The sequence below is a fragment of the Streptomyces sp. AF1A genome (assembly GCF_047340315.1).
Lineage (GTDB): Bacteria > Actinomycetota > Actinomycetes > Streptomycetales > Streptomycetaceae > Streptomyces.
Map to the genome: position 1 here is coordinate 1 of NZ_JBLEBI010000055.1, position 25,777 is coordinate 25,777.

26 protein-coding genes are annotated in these 25,777 nt (G+C 70.4%); 24 read left to right on the forward strand and 2 right to left on the reverse strand.

Translation table 11 applies throughout. The features are described 5' to 3' along the window. The 20 genes from rho to ACLU3S_RS17415 all read left to right on the forward strand — a co-directional run. A partial coding sequence (rho, locus tag ACLU3S_RS17320) for a transcription termination factor Rho (protein WP_413952769.1) occupies positions 1-1,332 on the forward strand: 1,332 nt, incomplete at its 5' end. Positions 1,333-1,431: 99 nt separating this feature from the next. Next, entirely contained in the window at positions 1,432-3,303 is a 1,872-nt protein-coding gene (locus ACLU3S_RS17325) for a trypsin-like serine protease (protein ID WP_413952770.1), read from the forward strand. Positions 3,304-3,497: 194 nt separating this feature from the next. Continuing rightward, positions 3,498-4,622: an LCP family protein gene (locus tag ACLU3S_RS17330; RefSeq protein WP_413952771.1), complete on the forward strand. Its 1,125-nt coding sequence runs from the start codon at positions 3,498-3,500 to the stop codon at positions 4,620-4,622. A gap of 254 nt (positions 4,623-4,876) precedes the next feature. After that, on the forward strand, positions 4,877-5,098 hold the full coding sequence (gene rpmE / locus ACLU3S_RS17335) for a 50S ribosomal protein L31 (protein ID WP_030740744.1): 222 nt from the start codon (positions 4,877-4,879) through the stop codon (positions 5,096-5,098). 107 nt (positions 5,099-5,205) lie between these two features. Then, complete coding sequence (gene prfA / locus ACLU3S_RS17340; RefSeq protein ID WP_413952772.1) at positions 5,206-6,273, forward strand: peptide chain release factor 1; 1,068 nt, start codon at positions 5,206-5,208, stop codon at positions 6,271-6,273. A gap of 51 nt (positions 6,274-6,324) precedes the next feature. Then, the gene (gene prmC / locus ACLU3S_RS17345; RefSeq protein ID WP_413952773.1) at positions 6,325-7,170 is read left to right on the forward strand and encodes a peptide chain release factor N(5)-glutamine methyltransferase; all 846 of its coding nucleotides are present in this window, start codon (positions 6,325-6,327) and stop codon (positions 7,168-7,170) included. 163 nt (positions 7,171-7,333) lie between these two features. Then, a complete protein-coding gene (locus ACLU3S_RS17350) occupies positions 7,334-7,981 on the forward strand; it encodes an L-threonylcarbamoyladenylate synthase (RefSeq protein ID WP_413952774.1) in 648 nt (215 codons plus the stop codon). After that, the gene (locus ACLU3S_RS17355) at positions 7,978-8,655 is read left to right on the forward strand and encodes a protein-tyrosine-phosphatase (RefSeq protein ID WP_413952775.1); all 678 of its coding nucleotides are present in this window, start codon (positions 7,978-7,980) and stop codon (positions 8,653-8,655) included. Before ACLU3S_RS17350 ends, ACLU3S_RS17355 begins: the two co-directional genes overlap by 4 nt. Positions 8,656-8,745: 90 nt before the next feature. Next, on the forward strand, positions 8,746-9,984 hold the full coding sequence (gene glyA, locus ACLU3S_RS17360) for a serine hydroxymethyltransferase (protein ID WP_413952776.1): 1,239 nt from the start codon (positions 8,746-8,748) through the stop codon (positions 9,982-9,984). A 151-nt stretch (positions 9,985-10,135) separates the two neighbouring features. After that, a complete protein-coding gene (locus ACLU3S_RS17365) occupies positions 10,136-11,440 on the forward strand; it encodes an MraY family glycosyltransferase (RefSeq protein WP_413952777.1) in 1,305 nt (434 codons plus the stop codon). 302 nt (positions 11,441-11,742) lie between these two features. Continuing rightward, positions 11,743-12,180: a hypothetical protein gene (locus tag ACLU3S_RS17370; RefSeq protein ID WP_413952778.1), complete on the forward strand. Its 438-nt coding sequence runs from the start codon at positions 11,743-11,745 to the stop codon at positions 12,178-12,180. A gap of 273 nt (positions 12,181-12,453) precedes the next feature. Next, positions 12,454-13,224: a F0F1 ATP synthase subunit A gene (atpB, locus tag ACLU3S_RS17375; protein ID WP_413952801.1), complete on the forward strand. Its 771-nt coding sequence runs from the start codon at positions 12,454-12,456 to the stop codon at positions 13,222-13,224. An 80-nt stretch (positions 13,225-13,304) separates the two neighbouring features. Beyond that, positions 13,305-13,544, forward strand: coding sequence for an ATP synthase F0 subunit C (atpE, locus tag ACLU3S_RS17380; RefSeq protein WP_125497049.1), 240 nt, complete (start codon positions 13,305-13,307; stop codon positions 13,542-13,544). Between the two features lie 39 nt (positions 13,545-13,583). Then, positions 13,584-14,135 carry a F0F1 ATP synthase subunit B gene (locus ACLU3S_RS17385; RefSeq protein ID WP_413952779.1) on the forward strand — a complete coding sequence of 184 codons (552 nt, stop codon included), beginning with the start codon at positions 13,584-13,586 and terminating at the stop codon, positions 14,133-14,135. Continuing rightward, complete coding sequence (locus ACLU3S_RS17390) at positions 14,132-14,947, forward strand: F0F1 ATP synthase subunit delta (RefSeq protein WP_413952780.1); 816 nt, start codon at positions 14,132-14,134, stop codon at positions 14,945-14,947. Before ACLU3S_RS17385 ends, ACLU3S_RS17390 begins: the two co-directional genes overlap by 4 nt. A gap of 132 nt (positions 14,948-15,079) precedes the next feature. After that, complete coding sequence (gene atpA, locus ACLU3S_RS17395; protein WP_413952781.1) at positions 15,080-16,672, forward strand: F0F1 ATP synthase subunit alpha; 1,593 nt, start codon at positions 15,080-15,082, stop codon at positions 16,670-16,672. A gap of 21 nt (positions 16,673-16,693) precedes the next feature. Beyond that, complete coding sequence (locus tag ACLU3S_RS17400; RefSeq protein WP_413952782.1) at positions 16,694-17,611, forward strand: F0F1 ATP synthase subunit gamma; 918 nt, start codon at positions 16,694-16,696, stop codon at positions 17,609-17,611. Continuing rightward, complete coding sequence (gene atpD, locus ACLU3S_RS17405; protein WP_413952783.1) at positions 17,612-19,048, forward strand: F0F1 ATP synthase subunit beta; 1,437 nt, start codon at positions 17,612-17,614, stop codon at positions 19,046-19,048. A 123-nt stretch (positions 19,049-19,171) separates the two neighbouring features. Then, complete coding sequence (locus ACLU3S_RS17410; protein ID WP_365585499.1) at positions 19,172-19,546, forward strand: F0F1 ATP synthase subunit epsilon; 375 nt, start codon at positions 19,172-19,174, stop codon at positions 19,544-19,546. Between the two features lie 148 nt (positions 19,547-19,694). Next, positions 19,695-20,141, forward strand: coding sequence for a DUF2550 domain-containing protein (locus tag ACLU3S_RS17415; protein ID WP_413952784.1), 447 nt, complete (start codon positions 19,695-19,697; stop codon positions 20,139-20,141). Between the two features lie 139 nt (positions 20,142-20,280). Here ACLU3S_RS17415 and ACLU3S_RS17420 read toward each other — a convergent pair whose 3' ends face one another. Further along, on the reverse strand, positions 20,281-22,104 hold the full coding sequence (locus tag ACLU3S_RS17420) for a glycosyl hydrolase family 18 protein (RefSeq protein WP_413952785.1): 1,824 nt from the start codon (positions 22,102-22,104) through the stop codon (positions 20,281-20,283). Positions 22,105-22,366: 262 nt separating this feature from the next. On the opposite strand from ACLU3S_RS17420, the gene ACLU3S_RS17425 reads away from it, so the two are divergent. The 4 genes from ACLU3S_RS17425 to ACLU3S_RS17440 are packed head-to-tail and all read left to right on the forward strand — an operon-like array spanning position 22,367 to position 25,191. Continuing rightward, positions 22,367-23,071: a response regulator transcription factor gene (locus tag ACLU3S_RS17425; RefSeq protein ID WP_413952786.1), complete on the forward strand. Its 705-nt coding sequence runs from the start codon at positions 22,367-22,369 to the stop codon at positions 23,069-23,071. Beyond that, positions 23,068-24,531, forward strand: coding sequence for a sensor histidine kinase (locus tag ACLU3S_RS17430; RefSeq protein ID WP_413952787.1), 1,464 nt, complete (start codon positions 23,068-23,070; stop codon positions 24,529-24,531). The genes ACLU3S_RS17425 and ACLU3S_RS17430 overlap by 4 nt, the downstream gene beginning before the upstream one ends. A gap of 55 nt (positions 24,532-24,586) precedes the next feature. Further along, on the forward strand, positions 24,587-24,988 hold the full coding sequence (locus ACLU3S_RS17435) for a hypothetical protein (RefSeq protein ID WP_413952788.1): 402 nt from the start codon (positions 24,587-24,589) through the stop codon (positions 24,986-24,988). Next, positions 24,988-25,191, forward strand: coding sequence for a hypothetical protein (locus tag ACLU3S_RS17440; RefSeq protein WP_413952789.1), 204 nt, complete (start codon positions 24,988-24,990; stop codon positions 25,189-25,191). The genes ACLU3S_RS17435 and ACLU3S_RS17440 overlap by 1 nt, the downstream gene beginning before the upstream one ends. A gap of 2 nt (positions 25,192-25,193) precedes the next feature. Here the strand turns inward: ACLU3S_RS17440 and ACLU3S_RS17445 are convergent, their stop codons facing one another. Continuing rightward, complete coding sequence (locus tag ACLU3S_RS17445; protein WP_413952790.1) at positions 25,194-25,766, reverse strand: cob(I)yrinic acid a,c-diamide adenosyltransferase; 573 nt, start codon at positions 25,764-25,766, stop codon at positions 25,194-25,196. Between the last annotated feature and the right edge of the window lie 11 nt (positions 25,767-25,777).

The following is a 25,777-nucleotide window of genomic DNA, read 5'->3' on the forward strand; positions in this document are numbered from 1 at the left end:
CGCCGCAACAAGGGCGACGACCAGCAGGGCGGCCAGCAGCGCCAGCAGCAGGGCCAGCAGCAGGGCCGCCAGGACGGCCGGCAGGACGACGACGACTTCGAGGGCGGCCGCCGGGGCCGTCGCGGCCGCTACCGGGACCGCCGGGGCCGCCGTGGCCGCGACGACATCGCCGAGCCGCAGCTCGCCGAGGACGACGTCCTGATCCCCGTCGCGGGCATCCTGGACATTCTCGACAACTACGCCTTCATCCGGACCTCCGGCTACCTGCCGGGCCCGAACGACGTGTACGTCTCCCTCGCCCAGGTCCGCAAGAACGGCCTGCGCAAGGGCGACCACGTCACCGGTGCGGTCCGCCAGCCGAAGGAGGGCGAGCGCCGCGAGAAGTTCAACGCACTGGTCCGCCTCGACTCCGTCAACGGCATGGCGCCCGAACACGGCCGCGGCCGCCCGGAGTTCAACAAGCTGACCCCGCTCTACCCGCAGGACCGGCTCCGCCTGGAGACCGACCCGGGCGTGCTGACCACCCGCATCATCGACCTCGTGTCGCCGATCGGTAAGGGCCAGCGCGGGCTGATCGTGGCCCCGCCGAAGACCGGCAAGACCATGATCATGCAGGCGATCGCCAACGCGATCACCCACAACAACCCCGAGTGCCACCTGATGGTCGTCCTCGTCGACGAGCGTCCGGAAGAGGTCACCGACATGCAGCGGTCGGTCAAGGGCGAGGTCATCTCCTCGACCTTCGACCGCCCGGCCGAGGACCACACCACGGTCGCCGAGCTCGCCATCGAGCGCGCCAAGCGCCTGGTGGAGCTGGGCCATGACGTCGTCGTGCTGCTCGACTCGATCACGCGTCTGGGCCGTGCCTACAACCTGGCCGCGCCGGCCTCCGGCCGCATCCTGTCCGGTGGTGTCGACTCGACCGCGCTGTACCCGCCGAAGCGGTTCTTCGGCGCGGCGCGCAACATCGAGGACGGCGGTTCGCTGACCATCCTGGCCACGGCGCTTGTGGACACCGGGTCCCGCATGGACGAGGTGATCTTCGAGGAGTTCAAGGGCACCGGCAACATGGAGCTCAAGCTCGACCGCAAGCTCGCGGACAAGCGGATCTTCCCGGCGGTGGACGTGGACGCGTCCGGCACCCGCAAGGAGGAGATCCTGCTCGGGGCCGAGGAACTGGGCATCGTCTGGAAGCTGCGCCGTGTTCTGCACGCGCTGGACCAGCAGCAGGCCATCGAGCTGCTGCTGGACAAGATGAAGCAGACCAAGTCGAACGTCGAGTTCCTGATGCAGATCCAGAAGACGACGCCGGCGCCGGGCAACGGCGACTGATCGTCTCCCTCTTCTCCGCGCCCGCGGGGCGCCAAGGCCACCCCCTGTCGAACAGTGACAGGGGGTGGCCTTTTGGCGCTGAGAAGGAGGGGACGCACCATGCGTCCCCTCCTTCTCATCTCTTTCTGGGGGATTCCCTTGCCCGAGCCCAAGAACGGCCGGCACAGACGCCGTATACGCGTCGGCCTGCCCCTCGGCGCCGCGGCGGTCGCCGCCGCCGTGACCGCCGCGCTGATGACGGCCTCGGCCGGTGCCGCCACCGCGCTGCCCAAGCCGACCGCCCGGCCGGCCGTCAGCCAGCCCTCCCAGGCCACCCTGGAAAAGCGCATCGCGGGTGCCGACCGCACCAGCGCCCCGGCGGCGAAGCGCAGCGGCGCCGTCACGCCGAAGATCATCGGCGGTGGCGAGACCACCATCTCCTCGGCGCCCTGGATGGCGCAGCTGTGGTACTACGACGACAAGGGCACCAGCACCACCGGCGACGACGTCGGCTTCTTCTGCGGCGGCTCGGTCGTCGCGCCGACGAAGATCCTCACCGCGGCGCACTGCGTCAAGGACGAGAACGGCAAGAGCTACAACTGGAAGGCCTACGGCGCCGTCGTCACCGGCACCGACCAGCTGCCCACCACCGGCTCCACCGGCGCCGCGGACCTGCACGGCGGCCAGGCCACCGCCGTCACGCGCCAGTGGAACCACCCGTCGTACACCGTGGGGACGACCGCCGCCCGGCCGCCCGCCGACAACGACATCGCCGTGCTCACCCTGGCCGTCCCGGTCAAGGCCACGCCGATCCGCATGGTCACCTCCGGCGACACCGCGTCGTACGCCGCCGGCACCAGCGCCAAGGTCTACGGCTGGGGCCGCACCAGCTCCACCACCGACACCATCTCCCAGACGCTGAAGGCCGCCACGCTGAGCCTCCACGCCGACAGCACCTGCACCGGTGCCTACGGCAGCGCGTACATCGCCGGTCACATGGTCTGCGCCGGCACGCAGTCCGGCAGCGACAGCGGCACCCAGGCGACCTGCAACGGCGACTCCGGCGGCCCGCTCGTGGTGAACGGGCGGATCGCCGGCGTGGTCTCCTGGGGCGTCCAGGACTGCGTGGCCAAGGGCGCCTACAGCGTCTTCAGCAAGGTCTCGACGTACGTGGGCGCGGCCTATCCGCAGGTCGACGACACCAACCTGAGCCTGTTCAACAGCAAGCCGGACGGCAAGGCCGACATCTTCGTGCGGGCCTCCTCCACGAAGACCGGCTACGAGAAGGACTCCGGCGGCAGTTCGTTCGGCACCCGCGTGTCCTGGGGCAACTGGAGCGGCGTCAACCTGGTCCTGCAGACCGACCTCAACCGGGACGGCTTCCAGGACCTGATCTACCGGGTCAGCTCCACCGGCGACGTGTACTGGGAGCACTTCGTGCTCAACAGCGCCCGCACGGACGGCTCCTGGACCGACACCAAGATCTTCAGCGGCTGGAAGACCCGCACCCGGATCATCGTCCCGGGCGACGTCACCGGCGACTACCTGCCCGACGTCCTGTCCGTGGACTCCGGCGGCGCGCTGTGGATCTACCCGGGCAAGGGCAACGGCACCTTCGGCTCGCGCGTGAAGGTCGGCACGGGCTGGAACCAGTACAACTCGGTGCGCGGGCACGGCGACTTCAACGGCGACGGCAAGGCGGACCTGCTCGCCCGCAAGTCCGGCAGCGACGACCTGTACCTGTACAAGGGCACCGGCAAGTCGGGCACGGGCGCCTTCTCGGCCCGCGTCAAGGTGCGCAGCGGCTGGACCGGTTACAACGCCTTCGACGCGGTCGGCGACGTGAGCGGCGACGGCAAGGCCGACTTCCTGGCCCGCACCCCCGGCGGGACCCTGTACCTGTACAAGGGCACCGGAAAGGCCACGAGCAAGATCTTCGCCACAAGGGTCTCGGCCGGCACCGGTTTCCAGGCGTACGACATCTGGGGCTGAACACCAGGTGAGCAAGGCTCACACGCGTAAGCGACTGCGCACCGTGCCCACCGCGTCACGCGGTGGGCACGGTGCGTCGTGCACGTCTGTCCCGAGTTTCTCCGTCCGGCCGCACGGAGCGACGATGGAGCGGTGAGAACCGCGCCTGACCCTGGAAGCAGGGGGTAGTCGGACAGGCGAGACCTAGGAGCGATGTGACCGCCGAGAGCACGCCGGACCCCGCGATACCGCGGCCGGGCGCGAGCGACCCCGGCCGCCGGGGGCCCCGCAAGGCCCGCAGCAGGAGCCGCAGGGCTCTGCTCGCCACGGCCTGGACGGTCGCGGGCGTGGTCGTGCTGGGCGGGGCGGGCGCCGGGTTCGTGTACTTCAAGCTCAACGGCAACATCCACAGCCTCGACATCAACCGGGCCCTCGGCGACGACCGGCCCTCGAAGGCCGACAACGGCTCCGAGAACATCCTGGTCCTCGGCTCGGACACCCGCTCCGGCTCCAACAAGAGGCTCGGCGGCGGCACGGACGACGGCAGCGCCCGCTCCGACACCGCGATGATCGTGCACGTCTACAAGGGCCACAAGAAGGCCGCCGTGGTCTCCATCCCGCGGGACACCCTGATCGACCGGCCCCGGTGCACCGACACACAGGGCACCGCGCACCCGGCCGCGTCCGGCGTGATGTTCAACGAGGCGTACTCGACCGGCGGTGCGGCCTGCGCGGTGAAGACCGTCGAGTCCTTGACCGGCGTGCGCATGGACCACTATCTGGAGGTCGACTTCGCGGGCTTCCGGAAGCTGATCGACGACGTCGGCGGGGTCCCGGTCACCACGACCAGGAACATCGACGACCCGCAGAGCCATCTCACCCTCAAGGCCGGCACCCACACCCTCGACGGACAGCAGGCCCTCGGCCTGGTCCGCACCCGGCACGGCGTCGGCGACGGCTCCGACCTCGGCCGCATCCAGCTTCAGCAGGCCTTCGTGAAGGCGCTGATCGGCCAGGTCAGGCAGGTCGGTGTCTTCAGCCACCCCAAGAAGCTGTACGACCTGGCCGACACCGCCACCCGGGCCGTCACCACCGACTCCGACCTCGGCTCGGTCAACTCCCTCATCGGCCTCGCGGACGGCCTCAAACACATCGGCGCCCGGCACCTGACCATGGTCACCATGCCGGTCCGGTACGACCCGTCCAACCCCAACCGGGTCCTGGAGGAGAAGGCGAAGGCCCAAGTGGTCTGGGACGCCCTGAAGAACGACCGGCCGATCCCGCAGTCGGCCACCCGGGGAACGGCGACGGGCGAAGCCGGCGGCGTGGTGAACGGCTGAGAGGCACCGGGCAGAAGCGGCAGGCGCGGGGCCGCAGCGGTGCGCGCTCGGCGCGGCAGGCGTGGGGTCGCAGCGGTGCGCGCTCACCCGTAGAAGCGGGTCCGTAGCGGCACGTGACACCGCAGGAATAGAACAGCCGCACCCCCGGTTTGGGTGGATGGCACCAGTCCTGGCAGACTGGTACGTCGGCTCCGGTTCACGCCCCCGCACCCCGCGGCGGCGACCCGGCGCTCTCCCGAAACCTAGGAGAAACCTTGAAGCGCGACATCCACCCCGCGTACGTCGAGACGCAGGTCAGCTGCACCTGCGGCGCGTCGTTCACCACCCGCAGCACCATCGAGTCCGGCACCATCCGGGCCGAGGTCTGCTCCGAGTGCCACCCGTTCTACACGGGCAAGCAGAAGATCCTCGACACCGGTGGCCGTGTGGCCCGCTTCGAGGCCCGCTTCGGCAAGGCCGCCGGCTCCAAGAAGTAGCGAGCCCCCATTCGCCGGTCCACGGCCGTGCGCCCCTGCGGGCGTGCGCCGGGACCGGCGTTTTTGGTCGCCCGCCCTTCCCTTCATCGCAGTACAGGAGCCCAAAGATGTTCGAGGCCGTCGAGGAGCTCGTCGCCGAGCACGCCGACCTGGAGAAGAAGCTCGCCGACCCGTCGGTCCACGCCGACCAGGCGAACGCGCGCAGGCTGAACAAGCGTTACGCCGAGCTGACCCCGATCGTCGCCACGTACCGCTCCTGGAAGCAGACCGGCGACGACATCGAGACCGCGCGCGAGCTGGCCGCCGACGATCCCGACTTCGCGGCGGAGGTCAAGGATCTCGAGAAGCAGCGCGAGGAGCTGACCGAGCGCCTGCGCTTCCTGCTGGTCCCGCGCGACCCCAGCGACGACAAGGACGTGATCCTGGAGATCAAGGCGGGCGCGGGCGGCGACGAGTCGGCGCTGTTCGCCGGCGACCTGCTGCGCATGTACCTGCGCTACGCCGAGCGCGTCGGCTGGAAGACGGAGATCATCGACGCCACCGAGTCCGAGCTGGGCGGCTACAAGGACGTCCAGGTCGCGGTGAAGGCGCGCGGGCAGATCGAGCCCGGTCAGGGCGTGTGGGCGCGGCTGAAGTACGAGGGCGGGGTGCACCGCGTGCAGCGGGTGCCGGCGACCGAGTCCCAGGGCCGTATCCACACCTCCGCCGCCGGCGTCCTCGTGACCCCCGAGGCCGAGGAGGTGGACGTGGAGATCAACCCGAACGACCTGCGCATCGACGTCTACCGGTCCTCCGGCCCGGGCGGCCAGTCCGTCAACACCACCGACTCCGCGGTGCGCATCACGCACCTCCCGACCGGCGTCGTCGCCTCCTGCCAGAACGAGAAGAGCCAGTTGCAGAACAAGGAGCAGGCGCTGCGTATCCTGCGCTCCAGGCTCCTCGCCATGGCGCAGGAGGAGGCGGAGCGGGAGGCGGCGGACGCGCGCCGCAGCCAGGTCCGCACCGTCGACCGCTCCGAGAAGATCCGCACCTACAACTTCCCGGAGAACCGCATCTCCGACCACCGCGTCGGCTTCAAGGCGTACAACCTGGACCAGGTCCTGGACGGCGACCTGGACGCGGTGATCCAGGCCTGCGTCGACGCCGACTCGGCGGCGAAGCTGGCGGCCGCGTAAGACACGTACGCACGTACGAGCACGAGTACGAGTACGACACGGAGGACTCGCGTGAACCTGCTGCTCGCGGAGGTGGCCCAGGCCACCCAGCGGCTGGCCGACGCCGGCGTGCCCTCGCCGCGCACCGACGCGGAGGAGCTCGCCGCGTTCGTGCACGGCGTGAAGCGCAGCCAACTGCACTCCGTGAAGGACTCGGACTTCGACGCCCGGTACTGGGAGGTCATCGCCCGGCGCGAGCAGCGCGAGCCGCTGCAGCACATCACCGGGCGGGCCTACTTCCGCTACCTGGAACTCCAGGTCGGCCCCGGGGTGTTCGTGCCGCGCCCGGAGACCGAGTCCGTGGTCGGCTGGGCCATAGACGCGGTGCGCGCCATGGACGTGGTCGAGCCGTGCATCGTCGACCTGTGCACCGGCTCCGGCGCGATCGCGCTCGCCCTCGCCCAGGAGGTGCCCCGCTCGCGCGTGCACGCCGTGGAGCTGTCGGAGGAGGCGCTGCAGTGGACCCGCAAGAACATGGAGGGGTCCAGGGTCGACCTGCGCCAGGGTGACGCCCTGACCGCCTTCCCGGACCTCGACGGCCAGGTGGACCTGGTCATCTCCAACCCGCCGTACATCCCGCTCACCGAGTGGGAGTACGTCGCCCCGGAGGCCCGCGACTACGACCCGGAGCTGGCGCTGTTCTCCGGCGAGGACGGCCTGGACCTCATCCGCGGCCTGGAACGCACCGCGCACCGGCTGCTGCGCCCCGGCGGGGTGGTGGTGATCGAGCACGCCGACACCCAGGGCGGCCAGGTGCCGTGGATCTTCACCGAGGAGCGGGGCTGGGCCGACGCGGCCGACCACCCCGACCTCAACAACCGTCCCCGGTTCGCGACAGCGCGTAAGGCCTTGCCGTGATGCCGAGGTCTGCCAGGGCACAAGCGAGTGAGCCGAAGAGGCATGCCGGTGCCGGGTGCGCGAGCGCGTGGAGGCCCGAGGGGCCGAGCACGGGCGCGTACCCGGCACCGGCCGAAGGCGCCCCGGGGGCGAACCGAGCGACAGACAAAGGAGTCCGCTAGACATGGCACGGCGATACGACACCAACGACGCGACCGACCGCGTGACGGGTCTGCGCGAGGCCGCGTCCGCCGTCCGCCGGGGCGAGCTGGTGGTGCTCCCGACCGACACGGTGTACGGCATCGGCGCCGACGCGTTCTCCTCGGAGGCCGTCGCCGACCTGCTCGCCGCCAAGGGCCGGGGCCGCACCATGCCCACCCCCGTGCTCATCGGCTCCCCGAACACCCTGCACGGCCTCGTCACGGAGTTCTCGGAGGCGGCCTGGGAGCTGGTCGACGCGTTCTGGCCGGGCGCCCTGACGCTCGTCGCCAAGCACCAGCCGTCCCTGCAGTGGGACCTCGGCGACACCCGGGGCACGGTCGCCGTGCGCATGCCGCTGCACCCGGTCGCCATCGAGTTGCTCACCGAGGTCGGCCCGATGGCCGTCTCCTCCGCCAACCTCACGGGGCACCCGGCGCCGGAGGACTGCGACGCCGCCCAGGACATGCTCGGCGACTCCGTCTCCGTCTACCTCGACGGCGGCCCGACCCCGGCCAACGTGCCGTCCTCCATCGTGGACGTCTCCCGCGAGGTGCCGCTGCTGCTGCGCGAGGGCGCCCTCTCCGCCGACGAGCTGCGCAAGGTCGTACCCGACCTCGAGGTGGCGAATTGACGGCCCCTGACGCGGGGCGTGGCATAGGCGACGGGGACCGCGTCGCGGAGGAGACCACCACCTTCGGCCTTCCGCGCGACACCTTCCGCATCCTCCACGTCAGCACCGGCAACGTGTGCCGCTCGCCCATCACCGAGCGGCTGACCCGGCATTTCGTCACCGAGCGGCTCGGCGTGCTCGGCGGCGGGCTGATCGTGGAGAGCGCGGGCACCTGGGGCCACGAGGGCGCGCCGATGGAGGCCAACGCGGAGACCGTGCTGGCCGAGTTCGGCGCGGACGCCTCCGGGTTCGTCGGCCGCGAACTGCTGGACGAGCACGTCATCATGGCCGACCTCGTGCTGACCGCCACCCGCGACCACCGTGCCCAGGTCATCTCGATGGGCCACTCGGCGGGCCTGCGCACCTTCACGCTGAAGGAGTTCACGCGCCTGGTGAAGGCGATAGACCCGGCCACGCTGCCGCCCCTGGAGGACGGCGTGGTGATGCGCGCACGCGCGCTGGTCCGCGCCGCGGCGGCTCTACGCGGGTGGCTTCTGGCGCCCACGGCCGAGGCGGACGAGGTGTACGACCCCTACGGCGCCCCGCTGACCTTCTTCCGGTCGATCGGCGACGAGATACGGGACGCGCTGGACCCGGTGGTGACTGCGCTGACCGGCGTACCCGCCCGGACATAGAAGCGCATAAACGGACGTAACGGCTGCGCGTCCCCGGTGTCCCGGGCCTACATTGGGGGATACGCCACCGTCGACAGCCCGGAGCCCGTCATGTCGGTCACCACTGCCCACGAGACCGATGTCCTGCGGCGGCAGGACCCGGAGCTGGCCGAGATCCTGCAGGCGGAGCTGCGCAGGCAGTCCACGACGCTCCAGCTGATCGCCGCCGAGAACTTCACCTCCCCGGCCGTCCTCGCCGCCCTCGGCTCGCCGCTCGCCAACAAGTACGCCGAGGGCTACCCGAGCGCCCGGCACCACGGCGGCTGCGAGATCGTCGACGTCGCCGAGCGCCTCGCCGTCGAGCGGGCCAAGGCGCTGTTCGGCGCCGAGCACGCCAACGTCCAGTCCCACTCGGGCTCCTCGGCCGTGCTGGCCGCCTACGCGGCCCTGCTGCGCCCCGGCGACACCGTCCTGGCCCTCGGCCTGCCCTACGGCGGCCACCTCACCCACGGCTCGCCCGCCAACTTCTCCGGCCGCTGGTTCGACTTCGTCGGCTACGGCGTCGACGCCGAGACCGGGCTCATCGACCACGACCAGGTGCGCCACCTGGCCCGGGGCCGCCGGCCGAAGGCGATCGTGTGCGGCTCGATCGCCTATCCCCGCCACATCGACTACGCCTTCTTCCGCGAGGTCGCCGACGAGGTCGGCGCCTATCTGATCGCGGACGCCGCGCACCCGATCGGGCTGGTCGCCGGGGGAGCGGCGCCCAACCCGGTGCCGTACGCCGACATCGTGTGCGCGACCACGCACAAGGTGCTGCGCGGTCCCCGCGGCGGCATGATCCTGTGCGGGAGCGAACTGGCCGAGCGCGTCGACCGGGCCGTGTTCCCGTTCACCCAGGGCGGCGCGCAGATGCACACCATCGCCGCCAAGGCCGTCGCGTTCGGCGAGGCGGCGACGCCGGCGTTCGCCGCCTACGTCCATCAGGTGGTCGCCAACGCCCGCGTGCTGGCCGGCCACCTGGCCGCCGAGGGGCTCGCCGTCACCACCGGGGGCACGGACACCCATCTGATCACCGCCGACCCGGCGCCGCTCGGCGTGGACGGCCGCAGCGCGCGCGGCCGGCTCGCCGCCGCCGGCCTGGTCCTGGACTGCTGTGCGCTTCCGCACGGCGACGGCCGCGGCCTGCGCCTGGGCACCGCGGCGGTGACCACGCAGGGCATGGGCGAGCCGGAGATGGTGCGGATCGCCGCTCTGCTGGCCGCGGTGGTGCGCGGGCAGCGCGAGCCCGCCCGGGCGCGGGAGGAGGTGCGCGAGCTGACCGCCGGATTCCCGCCGTATCCCGGCTGAACCGGGGTAGGCGGTAAACGCGTACACCCTGCTGTGCACGTCGTACACAGCCACACGTGCAACCATCGTGCCTACCCGGAAGTCCCCATCCATATACGTCCGCCGCTAGGGTGTGGGGCTGTGATGGCCAGCGAGACCTGTGGGGAAGCCCGTGCGTGAATACCTGCTGACGCTCTGCATCACGGCCGCGGTGACGTATCTGCTGACGGGGCCGGTACGCAAGTTCGCGATCGTGGCGGGGGCGATGCCGGAGATCCGGGCCCGGGACGTGCACCGGGAGCCGACTCCGCGCCTCGGCGGTATCGCCATGTTCTTCGGCCTGTGCGCGGGCCTGCTGGTCGCCGACCATCTCACGAACCTGAACTGGGTGTTCGACAAGTCCAACGAGCCGCGCGCGCTGCTCTCCGGGGCGGCGCTGATCTGGCTGATCGGCGTCCTGGACGACAAGTTCGAGATCGACGCCCTGATCAAGCTCGGCGGGCAGATGATCGCCGCAGGCGTCATGGTCATGCAGGGCCTGACCATCCTGTGGCTGCCGGTGCCGGGCGTCGGCACGGTGGCCCTCACCCAGTGGCAGGGCACCCTGCTGACGGTGGCCCTGGTGGTCATCACCATCAACGCGGTGAACTTCGTCGACGGCCTGGACGGCCTCGCGGCCGGCATGGTGTGCATCGCCGCCGCCGCGTTCTTCATGTACGCCTACCGGATCTGGTACTCGTACGGCATCGAGGCCGCCGCCCCGGCCACGCTGTTCGCCGCCGTCCTGATGGGCATGTGCCTGGGCTTCCTGCCGCACAACATGCACCCCGCGCGGATCTTCATGGGCGACTCCGGCTCCATGCTGATCGGCCTGGTGCTCGCCGCCGGCGCGATCTCGGTCACGGGCCAGGTGGACCCGGACGTGATGAAGCTGTTCTCCGGCTCCGAGCGCAACACCGTGCATCAGATGGTGCCGGTCTACATCCCGCTGCTCATGCCGCTGACGATCATCGCCGTGCCCGCCGCCGACCTGGTCCTGGCGATCGTGCGCCGCACCTGGCGCGGCCAGTCCCCGTTCGCCGCGGACCGCGGGCATCTGCACCACCGGCTGCTGGAGATCGGCCACTCGCACAGCCGGGCGGTGCTGATCATGTACTTCTGGTCGGCCCTGATCGCCTTCGCGGCGCTGGCCTACTCGGTGAACTCGGCCTCCATGTGGATCGTGCTGGGCGTCGTCTTCCTCAGCGCCGTCGGCCTGGTCCTGCTGCTGCTCCCGCGGTTCACGCCCCGCGTGCCGGCGTGGGCCCAGCACGTCGTGCCCCCCAGGTACCGCGGGCGCCGCGCCGCCGGGGCCGCGTTCGCCGAGACGGCGCCCTGCGAGGAGGCCGAGGAGCGGACGCCCGTCACGGCCGCGGCGCGCGGCGTCAACGGGGCCACGGCGATCAGCGCCCGTTCGCGTTCCCTTGACCGGAGCTGAGCCTCCCAAGGTAAGAATCTGACGAGAGCATTGCCAAGTCGTGGGGGAGCGAAGCCCCCTAATACCAGACAAAGCGTCCAGGTTTCTGCGCAGACGTGCACTGTCACTCTCATGTGTGACAGCAAGCACACCAACCAGGTAAAGACCTCATCAAATAGTTTGTGATACCGTTCACGAGAACCCGGGATGGAACCGAGGGACCGTAGTGCGACGGTCCCCTGGTGCGAGATCTCGATCACTCAGCCCGGGACTACGCTCGTCCATGACGACACCCTGCCCCCTGTGAAAGCGGAGTTGCCGCCATGCCGTCCAATGACGCCCGGAACCTCTTGCAGATCGCTGCGCCCGCAGCGGCTGCCGGCGTGATCGCCGTCGCCGTGAGCGCCGCGGTCGCGGGGGGCAAGGGTGCGCTCGGCGCGGCCGTCGGCACGCTGCTGGCCGTCCTGTTCATGGGGATCGGCCTCTACGTGCTGCAGTGGACGGCGAAAACGCTCCCCCAGCTGTTCCAGGCGATGGGCCTGATGCTCTACATGGCCCAGCTGCTCCTCCTCCTGATCTTCGTCGCCGTCTTCAAGAGCACCTCTCTCTTCAACGCAAAGACGTTCGCCGTGTCGCTGGTCGTCACGACCGTCGTGTGGATGGCCGCGCAGGCTCGCGCACACATGAAGGCCAAGATCTTCTACGTCGACCCGAACCCCGAGAAGAGCGAGAGGCGCGAGAAGACGGGACCGTCGTCGTGAGGGGTAGGGGCGCGATAAAGGCCTGTGAGATCTCCTGCTATCGTCCGGTGCCAACTGCGGCATCGCGGGCGCGGGCATCTGAGCTGACGCCTGCTCAATGGCGAGGCTCCAAGCCCCCCAGCCGCCCCCACATCCGTAACACCAGTCCGGTGCCGATCCGCGGCCGCGCGCCGCGCCGACACAACGAGGTTGCCGTACCCATGCGTCACGCCGAAGGAGCCCGCGGTGAGTGCTGACCAGACCCAGCTCGCCTTTGACTGGAGTTGTCGGATCCTGTCCGACAACGGGTGCGGCTTCCCGGCCCCGGGTCTCGAGTCCTTCCTCTTCAAGCCGATCTTCACGGTCGGTGGCTTCGAGTTCAACAAGGTCATCCTGCTCGCGGTCATCAGCACCGTTGTCGTCGTCGGCTTCTTCTGGGCGGCCTTCGGCAACGCCAAGGTCGTGCCCGGCAAGCTCCAGATGATCGGCGAGGCCGGCTACGACTTCGTGCGCCGCGGCATCGTGTACGAGACGCTCGGCAAGCGCGAGGGCGAGAAGTACGTCCCGCTCATGGTCTCCCTGTTCTTCTTCATCTGGATCATGAACCTGTGGGAGGTCATCCCGCTCGCCCAGTTCCCGGTGTCGTCGATCATCGCCTACCCGATGGTGCTGGCCGTGATCGTCTGGCTCACCTGGGTCATCCTGACCTTCAAGCGGCACGGCTTCGTCGGCTTCTTCAAGAACGTCACGGGCTACGACAAGTCGCTGGGCGCGGTGCTGCCGCTGGTCATGGTCATCGAGTTCTTCTCGAACCTGCTGGTCCGGCCCTTCACGCACGCGGTCCGACTGTTCGCCAACATGTTCGCCGGCCACCTGATGCTGGCGATGTTCACCGTCGCCTCCTGGTACCTGCTGAACGGCTGGCTGGTCGTGGGCGCGGGCGTCTCGTTCGTGATGACCGCGGCCCTGATCGTCTTCGAGATGTTCATCCAGGCCGTGCAGGCGTACGTCTTCGTGCTCCTCGCCTGCTCCTACATTCAGGGCGCTCTCGCCGAGCACCACTGATCCGGAACCACCCCGCCCCGTAACCCCATTCGTCCGGTGGCCAACCCCCACCGGTCCGCAATAGAGAAGGAAGAAACGGCATGTCCGCTGCCATCGAGCTCGCCGCCGGCGTCTCCGGTTCCCTCGGTTCCATCGGCTACGGCCTCGCGGCCATCGGCCCCGGCATCGGCGTCGGCATCATCTTCGGTAACGGCACCCAGGCCCTCGCCCGCCAGCCCGAGGCCGCCGGTCTGATCCGCGCCAACCAGATCCTGGGCTTCGCCTTCTGTGAGGCGCTCGCCCTCATCGGCATCGTTATGCCGTTCGTGTTCGGTAAGTAATCACTCCTTACCCGACACGAATCGACGAAAGGCACTGATGTGATCGCCAACCTGGTACAGCTGGCGGCCCCGGAGGAGGGCGGAAACCCGCTCGTCCCGGAATACCCCGAGCTGCTCGTCGGCACCATCGCCTTCGCCGTCGTGTTCTTCTTCTTCTGGAAGAAGCTGCTTCCGAACATCAACAGGGTTCTGGAGGAGCGCCGCGCGGCGATCGAAGGCGGTATCGAAGAGGCCGAGGCCATGAAGGTCGAGGCCCAGAGCGTCCTTGAGCAGTACAAGGCACAGCTCGCGGAGGCACGGCACGAGGCCGCGCGTCTGCGCCAGGAGGCGCAGGAGCAGGGTGCCGCGCTCATCGCCGAGATGCGGGCCGAGGGCCAGCGGCAGCGCGAGGAGATCGTCGCCGCCGGTCACGCCCAGATCGAGGCCGACCGCAAGGCCGCCGCGTCGGCGCTGCGTCGGGACGTCGGCAGGCTCGCCACCGACCTGGCCGGCAAGCTCGTCGGCGAGTCCCTCGAGGACCACGCCCGGCAGAGCCGTGTGATCGACCGCTTCCTCGAGGACCTCGAGGAGAAGGCCGAGGCCGCGCGATGAACGGAGCGAGCCGCGAGGCCCTGGCAGCCGCACGTGAGCGTCTCGACGCGCTGACGGACTCCACGTCCGTGGACGCCGCCGCGCTCGCGGACGAGCTGGCGGCCGTCACCGCGCTGCTCGACCGCGAGGGCGGCCTGCGCCGGGTCCTCACCGACCCGGCGCAGCACGCAGAGGCCAAGGCGCAGCTGGTGCAGCGCCTGATCGGCGGCCAGGTCAGCGGCCCCGCCGCCGACCTGGTGTCGGGGATGGCCCGCGCCCGCTGGTCGCAGCCCCGCGACCTGGTCGACGCGCTGGAGGAGCTGGCGAACATCGCCGACCTCACGGCCGCCGAGAAGCAGGGCAACCTCGACGAGGTCGAGGACGAGCTGTTCCGGTTCGGCCGGATCGTCTCCTCCAACACCCAGCTGCGCGCCGCGCTGACCGACCGCGCCGCCGGTGCTCAGGCCAAGACCGAGCTGCTGCACCGGCTGCTGGGCGGACGGGCCAAGCCGGCCACCGAGCGTCTGGTCGTCCGCCTGGTGACCGCGCCGCGGGGACGTAGCCTGGAAGCGGGACTCGAGTCCCTGTCCAAGCTCGCCGCCGAGCGCCGGGACCGCCTGGTGGCGATCGTCACCTCCGCGGTGCCGCTGAGCGACCCGCAGAAGCGGCGCCTGGGCGAGGCCCTGGCAAAGCTCTACGGCCGCCGGATGCACCTCAACCTGGAGGTGGATCCCGAGGTCATCGGAGGGATCCGGGTGCAGGTCGGTGACGAGGTCATCAACGGCTCCGTGGCGGACCGGCTGGACGAGGCCGCCCGCCGCATGGCGAGCTAGCAGCGACTCGACATCTCGAGAAAAGCAGTACGTACTTACGGCCCTGGTTGGGCCGTGCAGAGGATTCCTGGGGGTCGCCCCCAGACCCCCAAAGTGAAACTTCGGGCCCAACAAGGAGAGCAGGGAACCCAGATGGCGGAGCTCACGATCCGGCCGGAGGAGATCCGGGACGCGCTGGAGAACTTCGTCCAGTCGTACAAGCCGGACGCGGCCTCGCGCGAGGAGGTCGGTACGGTCACCCTTGCCGGCGACGGCATCGCGAAGATCGAGGGTCTTCCCTCGGCCATGGCCAACGAACTGCTGAAGTTCGAGGACGGCACCCTCGGCCTCGCCCTCAACCTCGAGGAGCGCGAGATCGGTGCCATCGTCCTCGGTGAGTTCAGCGGCATCGAGGAGGGCCAGCCGGTGCAGCGCACCGGCGAGGTGCTCTCCGTGGCGGTCGGCGAAGGCTACCTCGGCCGTGTCGTCGACCCGCTCGGCAACCCGATCGACGGCCTCGGCGAGATCGAGACCGACAGCCGGCGTGCGCTGGAGCTGCAGGCCCCCACGGTCATGCAGCGCAAGTCGGTGCACGAGCCGATGGAGACCGGCTACAAGGCCGTCGACGCGATGACCCCGATCGGCCGTGGTCAGCGTCAGCTGATCATCGGTGACCGCCAGACCGGCAAGACCGCCCTGGCCGTCGACACGATCATCAACCAGCGCGACAACTGGCGCACCGGCGACCCGAAGAAGCAGGTCCGCTGCATCTACGTCGCCATCGGCCAGAAGGGCTCCACCATCGCGTCGGTCCGCCGCGCGCTGGAGGAGAACGGCGCGCTGGAGTACACGACCATCGTCGCCGCCCCGGCGTCCGACCCGGCCGGCTTCAAGTACCTGGCGCCGTACACCGGGTCGGCCATCGGTCAGCACTGGATGTACCAGGGCAAGCACGTCCTGATCATCTTCGACGACCTGTCGAAGCAGGCCGACGCCTACCGCGCCGTGTCCCTGCTGCTGCGCCGCCCGCCGGGCCGTGAGGCCTACCCGGGTGACGTCTTCTACCTGCACTCCCGTCTCCTGGAGCGCTGCGCCAAGCTCTCCGACGACATGGGTGCCGGTTCGATGACCGGTCTGCCGATCGTCGAGACCAAGGCCAACGACGTCTCGGCGTTCATCCCGACCAACGTCATCTCCATCACCGACGGCCAGTGCTTCCTGGAGTCGGACCTGTTCAACGCCGGTCAGCGTCCCGCGCTGAACGTCGGTATCTCGGTCTCCCGCGTCGGTGGCTCCGCGCAGCACAAGGCCATGAAGCAGGTCTCCGGCCGGCTGCGCGTGGACCTCGCCCAGTTCCGTGAGCTGGAGGCGTTCGCCGCCTTCGGTTCCGACCTGGACGCCGCCTCCAAGGCCCAGCTGGAGCGCGGTCAGCGCATGGTCGAGCTGCTGAAGCAGGACCAGTACCAGCCGATGTCCACCGAGGACCAGGTCGTCTCCGTGTGGGCCGGCACCACCGGCAAGATGGACGACGTCCCGGTCGCCGACATCCGCCGCTTCGAGAAGGAGCTGCTGGAGTACCTGCACCGCAAGGAGCAGGGCCTCATGACCTCCATCCGCGAGGGCGGCAAGATGTCCGACGACACCCTCACGGCCGTCGCCGACGCGATCGCGGAGTTCAAGAAGCAGTTCGAGACCTCGGACGGCAAGCTGCTCGGCGAGGACGTTCCTGCCGCTTCCGCCAAGTGACGTAAGGAAGGGACCTGACTCATGGGAGCCCAGCTCCGGGTCTACAAGCGTCGCATCCGATCCGTCAGCGCGACCAAGAAGATCACCAAGGCGATGGAGATGATCGCCGCCTCGCGCGTCGTCAAGGCGCAGCGCAAGGTGGCGGCCTCCACGCCGTACGCGCAGGAGCTCACCCGCGCGGTCACCGCGGTCGGTACCGGCTCGAACACCAAGCACCCGCTCACCACGGAGGCGGACAACCCGACCCGTGCCGCGGTCCTGCTCCTCACGAGCGACCGCGGCCTGGCCGGCGCCTTCAACTCCAACGCCATCAAGGCGGCGGAGCAGCTGACCGAGCGCCTGGAGCGCGAGGGCAAGCAGGTCGACTCGTACATCGTCGGCCGGCGCGGGGTCGCCCACTACAACTTCCGTGAGCGCAAGATCGCGGAGTCGTGGACGGGCTTCACGGACGAGCCGACGTACGCGGACGCCAAGAAGGTCGCGGCGCCCCTGATCGAGGCCATCGAGAAGGACACGGCCGAGGGCGGAGTGGACGAACTCCACATCGTCTTCACCGAGTTCGTCTCGATGATGACGCAGACGGCGCTGGACGCCCGGCTGCTGCCGCTGCGCCTCGACGAGGTCGCCGAGGAGGCCGCGCCCCAGGGCGAGATCCTCCCGCTGTACGACTTCGAGCCCTCGGCGGAGGACGTCCTCGACGCCCTGCTGCCGCGCTACGTGGAGAGCCGCATCTACAACGCGCTGCTCCAGTCGGCCGCTTCGAAGCATGCCGCGACGCGGCGCGCGATGAAGTCGGCCACCGACAACGCCGGCGAGCTCATCGAGAACCTCACCCGGCTTGCCAACCAGGCCCGCCAGGCCGAAATCACCCAGGAAATCAGCGAGATCGTCGGTGGCGCCAGCGCCCTGGCCGACGCGACCGCGGGGAGTGACCGATAAATGACCACCACTGTTGAGACCGCGACGGCTACGGGCCGCGTCGCCCGGGTCATCGGCCCGGTCGTCGACGTGGAGTTCCCCGTCGACGCGATGCCGGACATCTACCAGGCCCTGCACGTCGAGGTGGCCGACCCGGCCAAGGCCGGCGAGAAGAAGACGCTGACCCTGGAGGTCGCCCAGCACCTGGGTGACGGCCTGGTCCGTGCGATCTCCATGCAGCCGACCGACGGTCTGGTCCGCCAGGCCCCGGTCGTCGACACCGGCGCGCCGATCACCGTGCCGGTCGGCGACTTCACCAAGGGCAAGGTGTTCAACACCCTCGGTGAGGTGCTGAACGTCGACGAGACCTACGACGGCGAGCGCTGGCCGATCCACCGCAAGGCCCCGAACTTCGACGAGCTCGAGTCGAAGACCGAGATGTTCGAGACGGGCGTCAAGGTCATCGACCTGCTCACCCCGTACGTCAAGGGCGGCAAGATCGGCCTGTTCGGCGGCGCCGGCGTCGGCAAGACGGTGCTCATCCAGGAGATGATCTACCGCGTCGCCAACAACCACGACGGTGTCTCCGTGTTCGCCGGTGTCGGTGAGCGCACCCGTGAGGGCAACGACCTCATCGAGGAGATGTCGGACTCCGGCGTCATCGACAAGACCGCGCTGGTCTTCGGTCAGATGGACGAGCCCCCGGGCACCCGTCTGCGCGTCGCGCTGGCCGGCCTGACCATGGCCGAGTACTTCCGCGACGTCCAGAAGCAGGACGTGCTGTTCTTCATCGACAACATCTTCCGCTTCACGCAGGCCGGTTCCGAGGTCTCCACGCTGCTCGGCCGCATGCCGTCCGCGGTGGGCTACCAGCCGAACCTGGCCGACGAGATGGGCCTCCTCCAGGAGCGCATCACCTCGACCCGCGGTCACTCGATCACCTCCATGCAGGCGATCTACGTCCCGGCCGACGACCTGACCGACCCGGCCCCGGCCACCACCTTCGCCCACCTCGACGCGACGACGGTGCTGTCCCGCCCGATCTCCGAGAAGGGCATCTACCCGGCCGTGGACCCGCTGGACTCCACGTCCCGGATCCTGGACCCGCGCTACATCTCCGCGGACCACTACAACGCGGCCATGCGCGTGAAGAACATCCTGCAGAAGTACAAGGACCTCCAGGACATCATCGCGATCCTCGGTATCGACGAGCTCGGCGAGGAGGACAAGCTCGTCGTCCACCGCGCCCGTCGCGTGGAGCGCTTCCTGTCCCAGAACACCCACGTCGCCAAGCAGTTCACCGGCGTGGACGGTTCGGACGTGCCGCTCGACGAGTCGATCGCCGCGTTCAACGCGATCTGCGACGGCGAGTACGACCACTTCCCGGAGCAGGCGTTCTTCATGTGCGGTGGTCTCGAGGACCTGAAGAAGAACGCGAAGGAGCTGGGCGTCTCCTGAGCCCTGCGCTCCGAGCCACGTGCTCGATGAGGGGGCGGGTGCGTCCCGCCCCCTCCCGCACGCCCCTTAGAATTGACCCCAACACCCGGCACCCCCGCCGGGTGGTGACCCGAGGAGCCACCCTTGGCTGCTGAGCTGCACGTCGAGCTGGTCGCCGCCGACCGCCAGGTCTGGTCCGGCGAGGCCACCCTGGTCGTCGCACGCACCACGTCCGGCGACATCGGCGTCATGCCCGGTCACCAGCCGCTGCTCGGTGTGCTGGAGTCGGGCCCGGTGACCATCCGTACGAGTGAAGGTGGAACGGTCGTCGCCGCGGTGCACGGCGGTTTCATCTCGTTCGCGGACAACAAGCTGTCGCTGCTGGCAGAGATCGCCGAGCTGTCGGACGAGATCGATGTCCAGCGCACGGAACGGGAGCTCGAGCGCGCCAAGGCGGAGGGCGACGCCGCCGCCGAGCGCCGCGCGGACGTTCGACTGCGCGCTGCGACAGGGCGCTGAACCAGTCGCGCGGTACGTTGACTTCACTCAGCCGCGGCCGGCCCGGAGCAATCCGGTGCCGGTCGCGGCTGAGGCAGATGTGGGTGTTTTTTCCGTTTCATTACTCAGTAGCAGAAGCAGTTCCTAGGAGACGAGGAGGTCGGTGCCGATGGTCCTCGCTCTGACTGCGTGCGGGATCGTGGTCGCGCTCGTGGTGGTGGGACTGTTCCTGTTCGGTCTGCGCCGCAGGCTGATCCAGCGCTCCGGCGGGACCTTCGACTGCTCTCTGCGCTGGGACGTGGCCGAGAAACCGGACAGCAGCGGCAAGGGCTGGAGCTACGGCGTCGCCCGCTACAACGGCGACCGCATCGAGTGGTACCGCGTCTTCTCCTACGCCTTCCGTCCCCGCCGCACCCTGGAGCGCGCGCAGATCGAGGTGGCCGGCCGCCGGCTGCCCGAGGGCGAGGAGGAACTGGCGCTGCTCTCCGACGCGGTGGTCCTCGCCTGTACCCATCGGGGCACGCGCCTCGAACTCGCCATGAGCGAGGACGCGCTGACCGGATTCCTCGCGTGGCTGGAGGCGGCCCCGCCCGGACAGAGGGTGAACGTCGCGTAGAGCGGCGCTCGGGGCCCCGCTCGACGGGGGCGCCCCGACAGCGCGGGGCTGTCGGGGGAGCGTGAACGTGGCACAGCCGCGTTCGCCCTCCCCCGGACGACGACCGGGGGAGGGCGGACGGGGGTGGTGCTGTTCGCTGCTACAGGTTGCTGTTGATGGCGCTCACCAGCTCGCCGTCGCTGGTGTCACCGCTGAACTCCCAGAAGAACGCGCCGCCCAGGCCCTGGGACTTCGCCCAGCTCATCTTCCCGGCGATGGTCGACGGGGTGTCGTACGACCACCAGTTGTTGCCGCAGTGCGCGTACGCCGTGCCGGCGACGGTGCCGGTGGCCGGGCAGGACGTCTTGAGCACCTTGTAGTCCTCGATGCCCTGCTCGTAGGTGCCGGCCGCCGGGCCCGTGGCCGTGCCGCCCGGGGCGTCCTGGGTGACGCCGGTCCAGCCGCGGCCGTAGAAGCCGATGCCGATGAGCAGCTTGCTCGCGGGAACCCCGGCCGACTTGTACTTGGCGATCGCGTCGGCGGTGGTGAAGCCCGCCTTCGGGATGCCGGAGTACGAGGTGAGCGGGGAGTGCGGGGCGGTCGGGCCCTGGGCGTCCCAGGCGCCGAAGAAGTCGTACGTCATCACGTTGTACCAGTCGACGTACGAGGCGGCGCCCGCGTAGTCGGCGGCCTCGATCTTGCCGCCGGCGGAGCCGTCGGCGGTGACCGCGGCGGTGACCAGCTTGCCGCTGCCGAACTTGGCGCGCAGCGCGGCCATCACGTTCCGGAAGGCCGCCGCCCCGCTGGTGTCGCAGGACAGGCCGCAGGCGTTCGGGTACTCCCAGTCGATGTCGATGCCGTCGAACACGTCGGCCCAGCGCGGGTCGTTGACGAGGTCGTAGCAGGACTGGGCGAAGCCGGCCGGGTCCTTGGCCGCGTCGGCGAAGCCGCCGGACCAGGTCCAGCCGCCGAAGGACCACAGCACCTTCAGGTTCGGGTACTTGGCCTTCAGCTCGCGCAGCTGGTTGAAGTTGCCGCGCAGCGGCTGGTCCCAGGTGTCGGCGACGCCGCTGACGGACTGGTCGGCGGTGAACGCCTTGTCGTAGTCGGCATAGGAGTCGCCGATCGCGCACTTGCCGCCGGTGACGTTGCCGAAGGCGTAGTTGATGTGCGTGATCTTCGCCGCGGACCCGGACGTCACCAGGTTCTTGACGTTGTAGTTACGGCCGTAGATTCCCCACTCGGTGAAGTACCCGAGCTTGACCTTGCCGCCGGGGGGCGGGGGAGTGCCGCCACCGCCGCCGGTGGTGTGCACCGCGACCGCGCCGCTGGCCGGGCCGGTCTGGTCGGCGGTGTCGCGGGCCCGCACGGTGTAGGAGTAGTCGGTACCGGCGGTCAGGCCGGTGTCGGTGTACGAGGTGGCCGTCACCGTGCCGACGACCTTGCCGTCGCGCAGGACGTCGTAGTTCTTGACGCCCTTGTCGTCGGTGGCCGCGCTCCAGGAGAGCTTCACCGAGGTGTCGGTGACGTTCGAGGCGGTCGGTGTGCCGGGGGCGGAGGGCGCCGCGTCGCCCGGGACCGTGGTGCCGTCGCAGCTGTCGCCGTTCAGCCTGCAGTTGGACGGGGAGCCGGAGCCGGCGCCGTTGAAGCCGAAGGAGACCGAGGCGCCGGGGGCGAGGGTGCCGTTGTAGGACTTGTTCTTCGCGGTCCAGTGGGTACCGGAGCTCGTGACGTCCGCGTCCCAGGCGGAGGTGACGGAGGTGCCGGAGGGGAAGTCCCACTCGACGGTCCAGGAACTGATGCTGCTGGTGCCGGTGTTCTTGATGGTCCACTGACCACCGAAGCCGGTTCCCCAGTCGCCGGTCTTGGTGTAGGTGGCTGTCGCGTTCGTCGCGGCCTGGGCGGGGCTCGCGAGACCGACCAGGCCGGCCAGCGGGAGCAACAGGGTCGCGAACCCTGCCGCGGCTCTGTGTCTGAAGCGCATGGTGCGCCTCCTCGGAATTGGGAATGTCAGGGGCATGACTGAATGTCAGGGGCATGACTGAGCCTTCACGCCCACGGTGCTGCGAGAGTAGAAAGGTCTGGACCATCGGTCAATAGGTCTGGACCACCTGGAGGGCCCGGTCGGCAGTGACCCAACTCCCTTGGTCCGCACGCCCGATGGGACGGCCGTGCGCCCGCGCGGGCGGGGCCTGTGACGGGGTCCTGTCGCGGGTCGTACTCTGTCCCGGCGACAAGGAGGGGGCATGGCGGAATCGGGGTGTCCCGGGGCGGTGCTGGTGGTGGACGACGACGCGGCGATCCGGCGCTCGCTGGAGCGCGGGCTGCGGCTGAGCGGCTTCGCGGTGCGCACCGCCGCCGACGGGCCGGCGGCCCTGACGGCGATCGAGGAGACGCCGCCCGACGTCGTGGTGCTCGATGTGTCGATGCCCGGCATGAGCGGCATCGACGTGTGCGCCTGGCTGCGCCGGGAGGGCCGGGACCTGCCGGTCCTCATGCTCTCCGCGCTGGACGAGACCGCCGACCGGATCGCCGGGCTGCAGGCGGGCGGCGACGACTACCTGGTCAAGCCCTTCGCCCTGCAGGAACTGGTGCTGCGGCTGCGCGCCCTGCTGCGCCGCCGGCCGCCGGCGGGCCACGAGGTGCTGCGGGTGGCGGGCCTGCTGATCGACCCCGCCGCCCGGACCGCCGAGCGGGACGGCCGGTCCCTGGACCTGACCCGGCGCGAGTTCGAACTCCTGGAGGTCCTCGCCCGCAACGCCGGGCTCGTCCTCACCCGCGACCAGCTCCTGGAGAGGGTCTGGGGATACGACGTCGACGTGCGCACCGACGCCGTCGACACCTTCGTCAGCTATCTGCGGCGCAAGCTGGAGGCCCACGGCCGGGAACGGCTCATCCACACCGTGCGCGGGGTCGGCTTCGTGCTCAGGGAACCCCGGGACACGCCGTGAGACTCTCCACCCGCATCGGCATCGCCGTCGGCTGCTGTGTCCCGCTGCTGGTGCTGGCCTGCGGCTGGCTGCTGCTGCACCTGGTCGCCCGCGACCTGCACCGCGCCGAGGACCAGCATCTGCGCCGGGCCTCGGTGGCCGTCGCCCCCGCGGCCCGGGCCCTGCTGCGGGCCACGGCGGGCGGCCGGCCCAAGGCGGCCGACACCCGCGAGCGGCAGCTGTTCAGCGCCGCCCTCGACGTGGGCGTACGGGTCATCGGGCCGGACCAGGTCTTCAACGGCGGCCCCCAGCCCGGCCCTTCGGTGACCCTGCCCGCGCCGGCCGCCGGACCCGTCACCGTCTCCGACGGCGGCCGCAGTTGGCGCGCGCTGGCCCGGCCCCTGAAGGGCAACGCCGCCTCCGGCACCCTGTGGGTCTTCTCCCCGGACACCGCCGACCGCACCCAACTGAAACTGGTGCGGCGCCGGGTGTTCCTCACCGCGCTGCTCGCCGCGCCCCTGTCCGGGCTGCTCGCCTGGGGGCTGGCCAGCGGTGCGAGCGCACCGCTGCGCCGCCTGACCCGCCGCACCGCCGGACTCGACCCGCGCACCAGCACCGCCCGGCTCCCCGAGGAGCGGACCGGGGTCCGGGAGGTGGACGAGCTGGCCGCCACGGTACGGACCGTGCTCGCCCGCTACGACGAGCAGGCCGCCCGCACCGCCCAGGCCCTCGACACCGCCCGCTCCTTCTCCTCCGCGGCCGCGCACGAGCTGCGCACCCCGCTGATGAGCATCGGCACCAACCTCGACATCCTCGCCGGCCACCCGGACCTGCCGGAGCCCGACCGCACCGAGGTCCTCGCCGACCTGCGGCGCGAGCACGCCCGGCTGCTGGGACTGCTGGTGATGCTGCGTGAACTGGGGCGCGGGGACCTGGTGGAGGCGGACGCGTTCCGCGGCGTCGACCTGTCCGAGGTCGCCGACGCGGCCGTCGCCGAGGCCCGCCGCCGCGCCCCGGACGCCGACCTCGCCCTGGACGCGGCGCCCGGCCTCACCGTGCACGGCTGGGAACCGGGCCTGCGGCTGCTGCTCGACAACCTGCTCGGCAACGCCCTCGCCCACGGGCGGGACCCGCAGGGGCGGGCACGGGTGCGGGTCGCCGTGCGGCCCGAGGGGGACCAGGTCGTGATCATGGTTGCCGACGGCGGGCCCGGCGTGCCGCCGGAGGCCCGCGAGTGGATCTTCGAACGGTTCCGGCGGGGCCCGGACAGCGCCGGCTCCGGGCTCGGCCTCACCCTGGTCGCCCAGCAGGCGGCGCTGCACCGGGGAAGCGTCGGCGTGACCGGCGCGCCGGACGGCACCGGCGCGTGCTTCGAGGTGCGGCTGCCGTGGGGCGGCGGGACCCTGCCCGACCGACGGGACTGGCTGATCGGGACAGCCGGGGCAAACCGGTCACAGAGTTTCCCCAAAGACCCTTCCTAGCCTGCGGAGCGTCGGACGGCCGACGGTGCCGTCCGGGAAGGGAACCGAGTAACCGATGAACGCACGACGAGGTACGCGCACGCTGCTCGCCGGGTGTGCCGTGGTGGCCGTCCTGGCGGGCACCACGGGGGTGGCCTCGGCCGACAGCACCCCCGCGGCCGCGCCCACCGGTGACGGGGCCAAGGCGCTGTGCAAGCGGGTGCCCAGGATCGACCGGCGCATCGAGCGGGCCCTGAAGCGGCTGGATGCCGGCGCCGGCACCCGCGGCTCGATCGCCCGCCTGCAGCAGCGCGTGGACAACGCGAAGAAGGCCGGCCACACCCAGATCGCCACCTACCTCCAGGACCGGCTGGACTTCCGCAAGTCGCTGGTGACGACCCTGCAGAAGCGGCAGACGGACCTGAACGACGTCAAGACCTGGTGCCGGGACAACGGCGCCGGCAAGGCGGCGGGCTGATGCGGGCCCGGTGGGCGGCGCTCCCCGCGGTGGCGCTGCTCGTGGCGCTCACCGCGGGCTGCGCGCACCACGACGGGTCGTCCCCGAAGGCGCCCGCCCCCTCCGGCACGCCCTCGGGATACGCGGACATGCTGAAGAAGGTGAACGCGGCCGAGTCCGCCGCGGCCGCCGCCGACCGGGACGCGGCCGCCGACGGGAACTGAGCTCAGCGCTCCCCGCCGGGCACCCACAGCACGTCACCCGTGTCCTTGTTCGCGGTGCGGGCGAGGATGAACAGCAGGTCGGACAGGCGGTTCAGGTAGGTGGCGGTGAGCGGGTTCATCGTCTCCCCGTGCGCCTCCAGGGCCGCCCAGGTGGAGCGCTCGGCGCGGCGTACGACGGTGCACGCCTGGTGCAGCAGGGCCGCGCCGGGCGTGCCGCCGGGCAGGATGAAGGAGCGCAGCTTCTCCAGTTCCGCGTTGAACCGGTCGCAGTCGGCCTCCAACCGGTCGATGTAGAACTGCTCGACCCTCAGCGGCGGGAACTCCGGGTTCTCCACCACCGGCGTCGACAGGTCCGCACCCACGTCGAACAGGTCGTTCTGCACGCGGGTGAGGACCTGTACGACCTCCGCGTCCAGGCCGCCCAGCGCGACGGCGGTGCCGATCACCGCGTTGGCCTCGTTGGCGTCCGCGTACGCGGAGATCCTGAGGTCGGTCTTGGCGACCCGGCTCATGTCACCGAGCGCGGTGGTGCCGCGGTCGCCGGTCCTGGTGTAGATGCGTGTCAGATTGACCATGCGGCCAGCGT

Bases quoted from the DNA above. Each gene is read 5' to 3' on its own strand.
- ACLU3S_RS17445 (WP_413952790.1), bottom strand. From the start codon at position 25,766: ATGGTCAATCTGACACGCATCTACACCAGGACCGGCGACCGCGGCACC.
- ACLU3S_RS17415 (WP_413952784.1), top strand. From the start codon at position 19,695: ATGGTCCTCGCTCTGACTGCGTGCGGGATCGTGGTCGCGCTCGTGGTG.
- ACLU3S_RS17350 (WP_413952774.1), top strand. From the start codon at position 7,334: ATGGCACGGCGATACGACACCAACGACGCGACCGACCGCGTGACGGGT.
- atpE (WP_125497049.1), top strand. From the start codon at position 13,305: ATGTCCGCTGCCATCGAGCTCGCCGCCGGCGTCTCCGGTTCCCTCGGT.
- ACLU3S_RS17425 (WP_413952786.1), top strand. From the start codon at position 22,367: ATGGCGGAATCGGGGTGTCCCGGGGCGGTGCTGGTGGTGGACGACGAC.
- ACLU3S_RS17435 (WP_413952788.1), top strand. From the start codon at position 24,587: ATGAACGCACGACGAGGTACGCGCACGCTGCTCGCCGGGTGTGCCGTG.
- atpA (WP_413952781.1), top strand. From the start codon at position 15,080: ATGGCGGAGCTCACGATCCGGCCGGAGGAGATCCGGGACGCGCTGGAG.
- ACLU3S_RS17440 (WP_413952789.1), top strand. From the start codon at position 24,988: ATGCGGGCCCGGTGGGCGGCGCTCCCCGCGGTGGCGCTGCTCGTGGCG.
- ACLU3S_RS17400 (WP_413952782.1), top strand. From the start codon at position 16,694: ATGGGAGCCCAGCTCCGGGTCTACAAGCGTCGCATCCGATCCGTCAGC.
- ACLU3S_RS17325 (WP_413952770.1), top strand. From the start codon at position 1,432: ATGCGTCCCCTCCTTCTCATCTCTTTCTGGGGGATTCCCTTGCCCGAG.
- prfA (WP_413952772.1), top strand. From the start codon at position 5,206: ATGTTCGAGGCCGTCGAGGAGCTCGTCGCCGAGCACGCCGACCTGGAG.
- ACLU3S_RS17370 (WP_413952778.1), top strand. From the start codon at position 11,743: ATGCCGTCCAATGACGCCCGGAACCTCTTGCAGATCGCTGCGCCCGCA.
- ACLU3S_RS17390 (WP_413952780.1), top strand. From the start codon at position 14,132: ATGAACGGAGCGAGCCGCGAGGCCCTGGCAGCCGCACGTGAGCGTCTC.
- atpD (WP_413952783.1), top strand. From the start codon at position 17,612: ATGACCACCACTGTTGAGACCGCGACGGCTACGGGCCGCGTCGCCCGG.
- ACLU3S_RS17420 (WP_413952785.1), bottom strand. From the start codon at position 22,104: ATGCGCTTCAGACACAGAGCCGCGGCAGGGTTCGCGACCCTGTTGCTC.
- glyA (WP_413952776.1), top strand. From the start codon at position 8,746: ATGTCGGTCACCACTGCCCACGAGACCGATGTCCTGCGGCGGCAGGAC.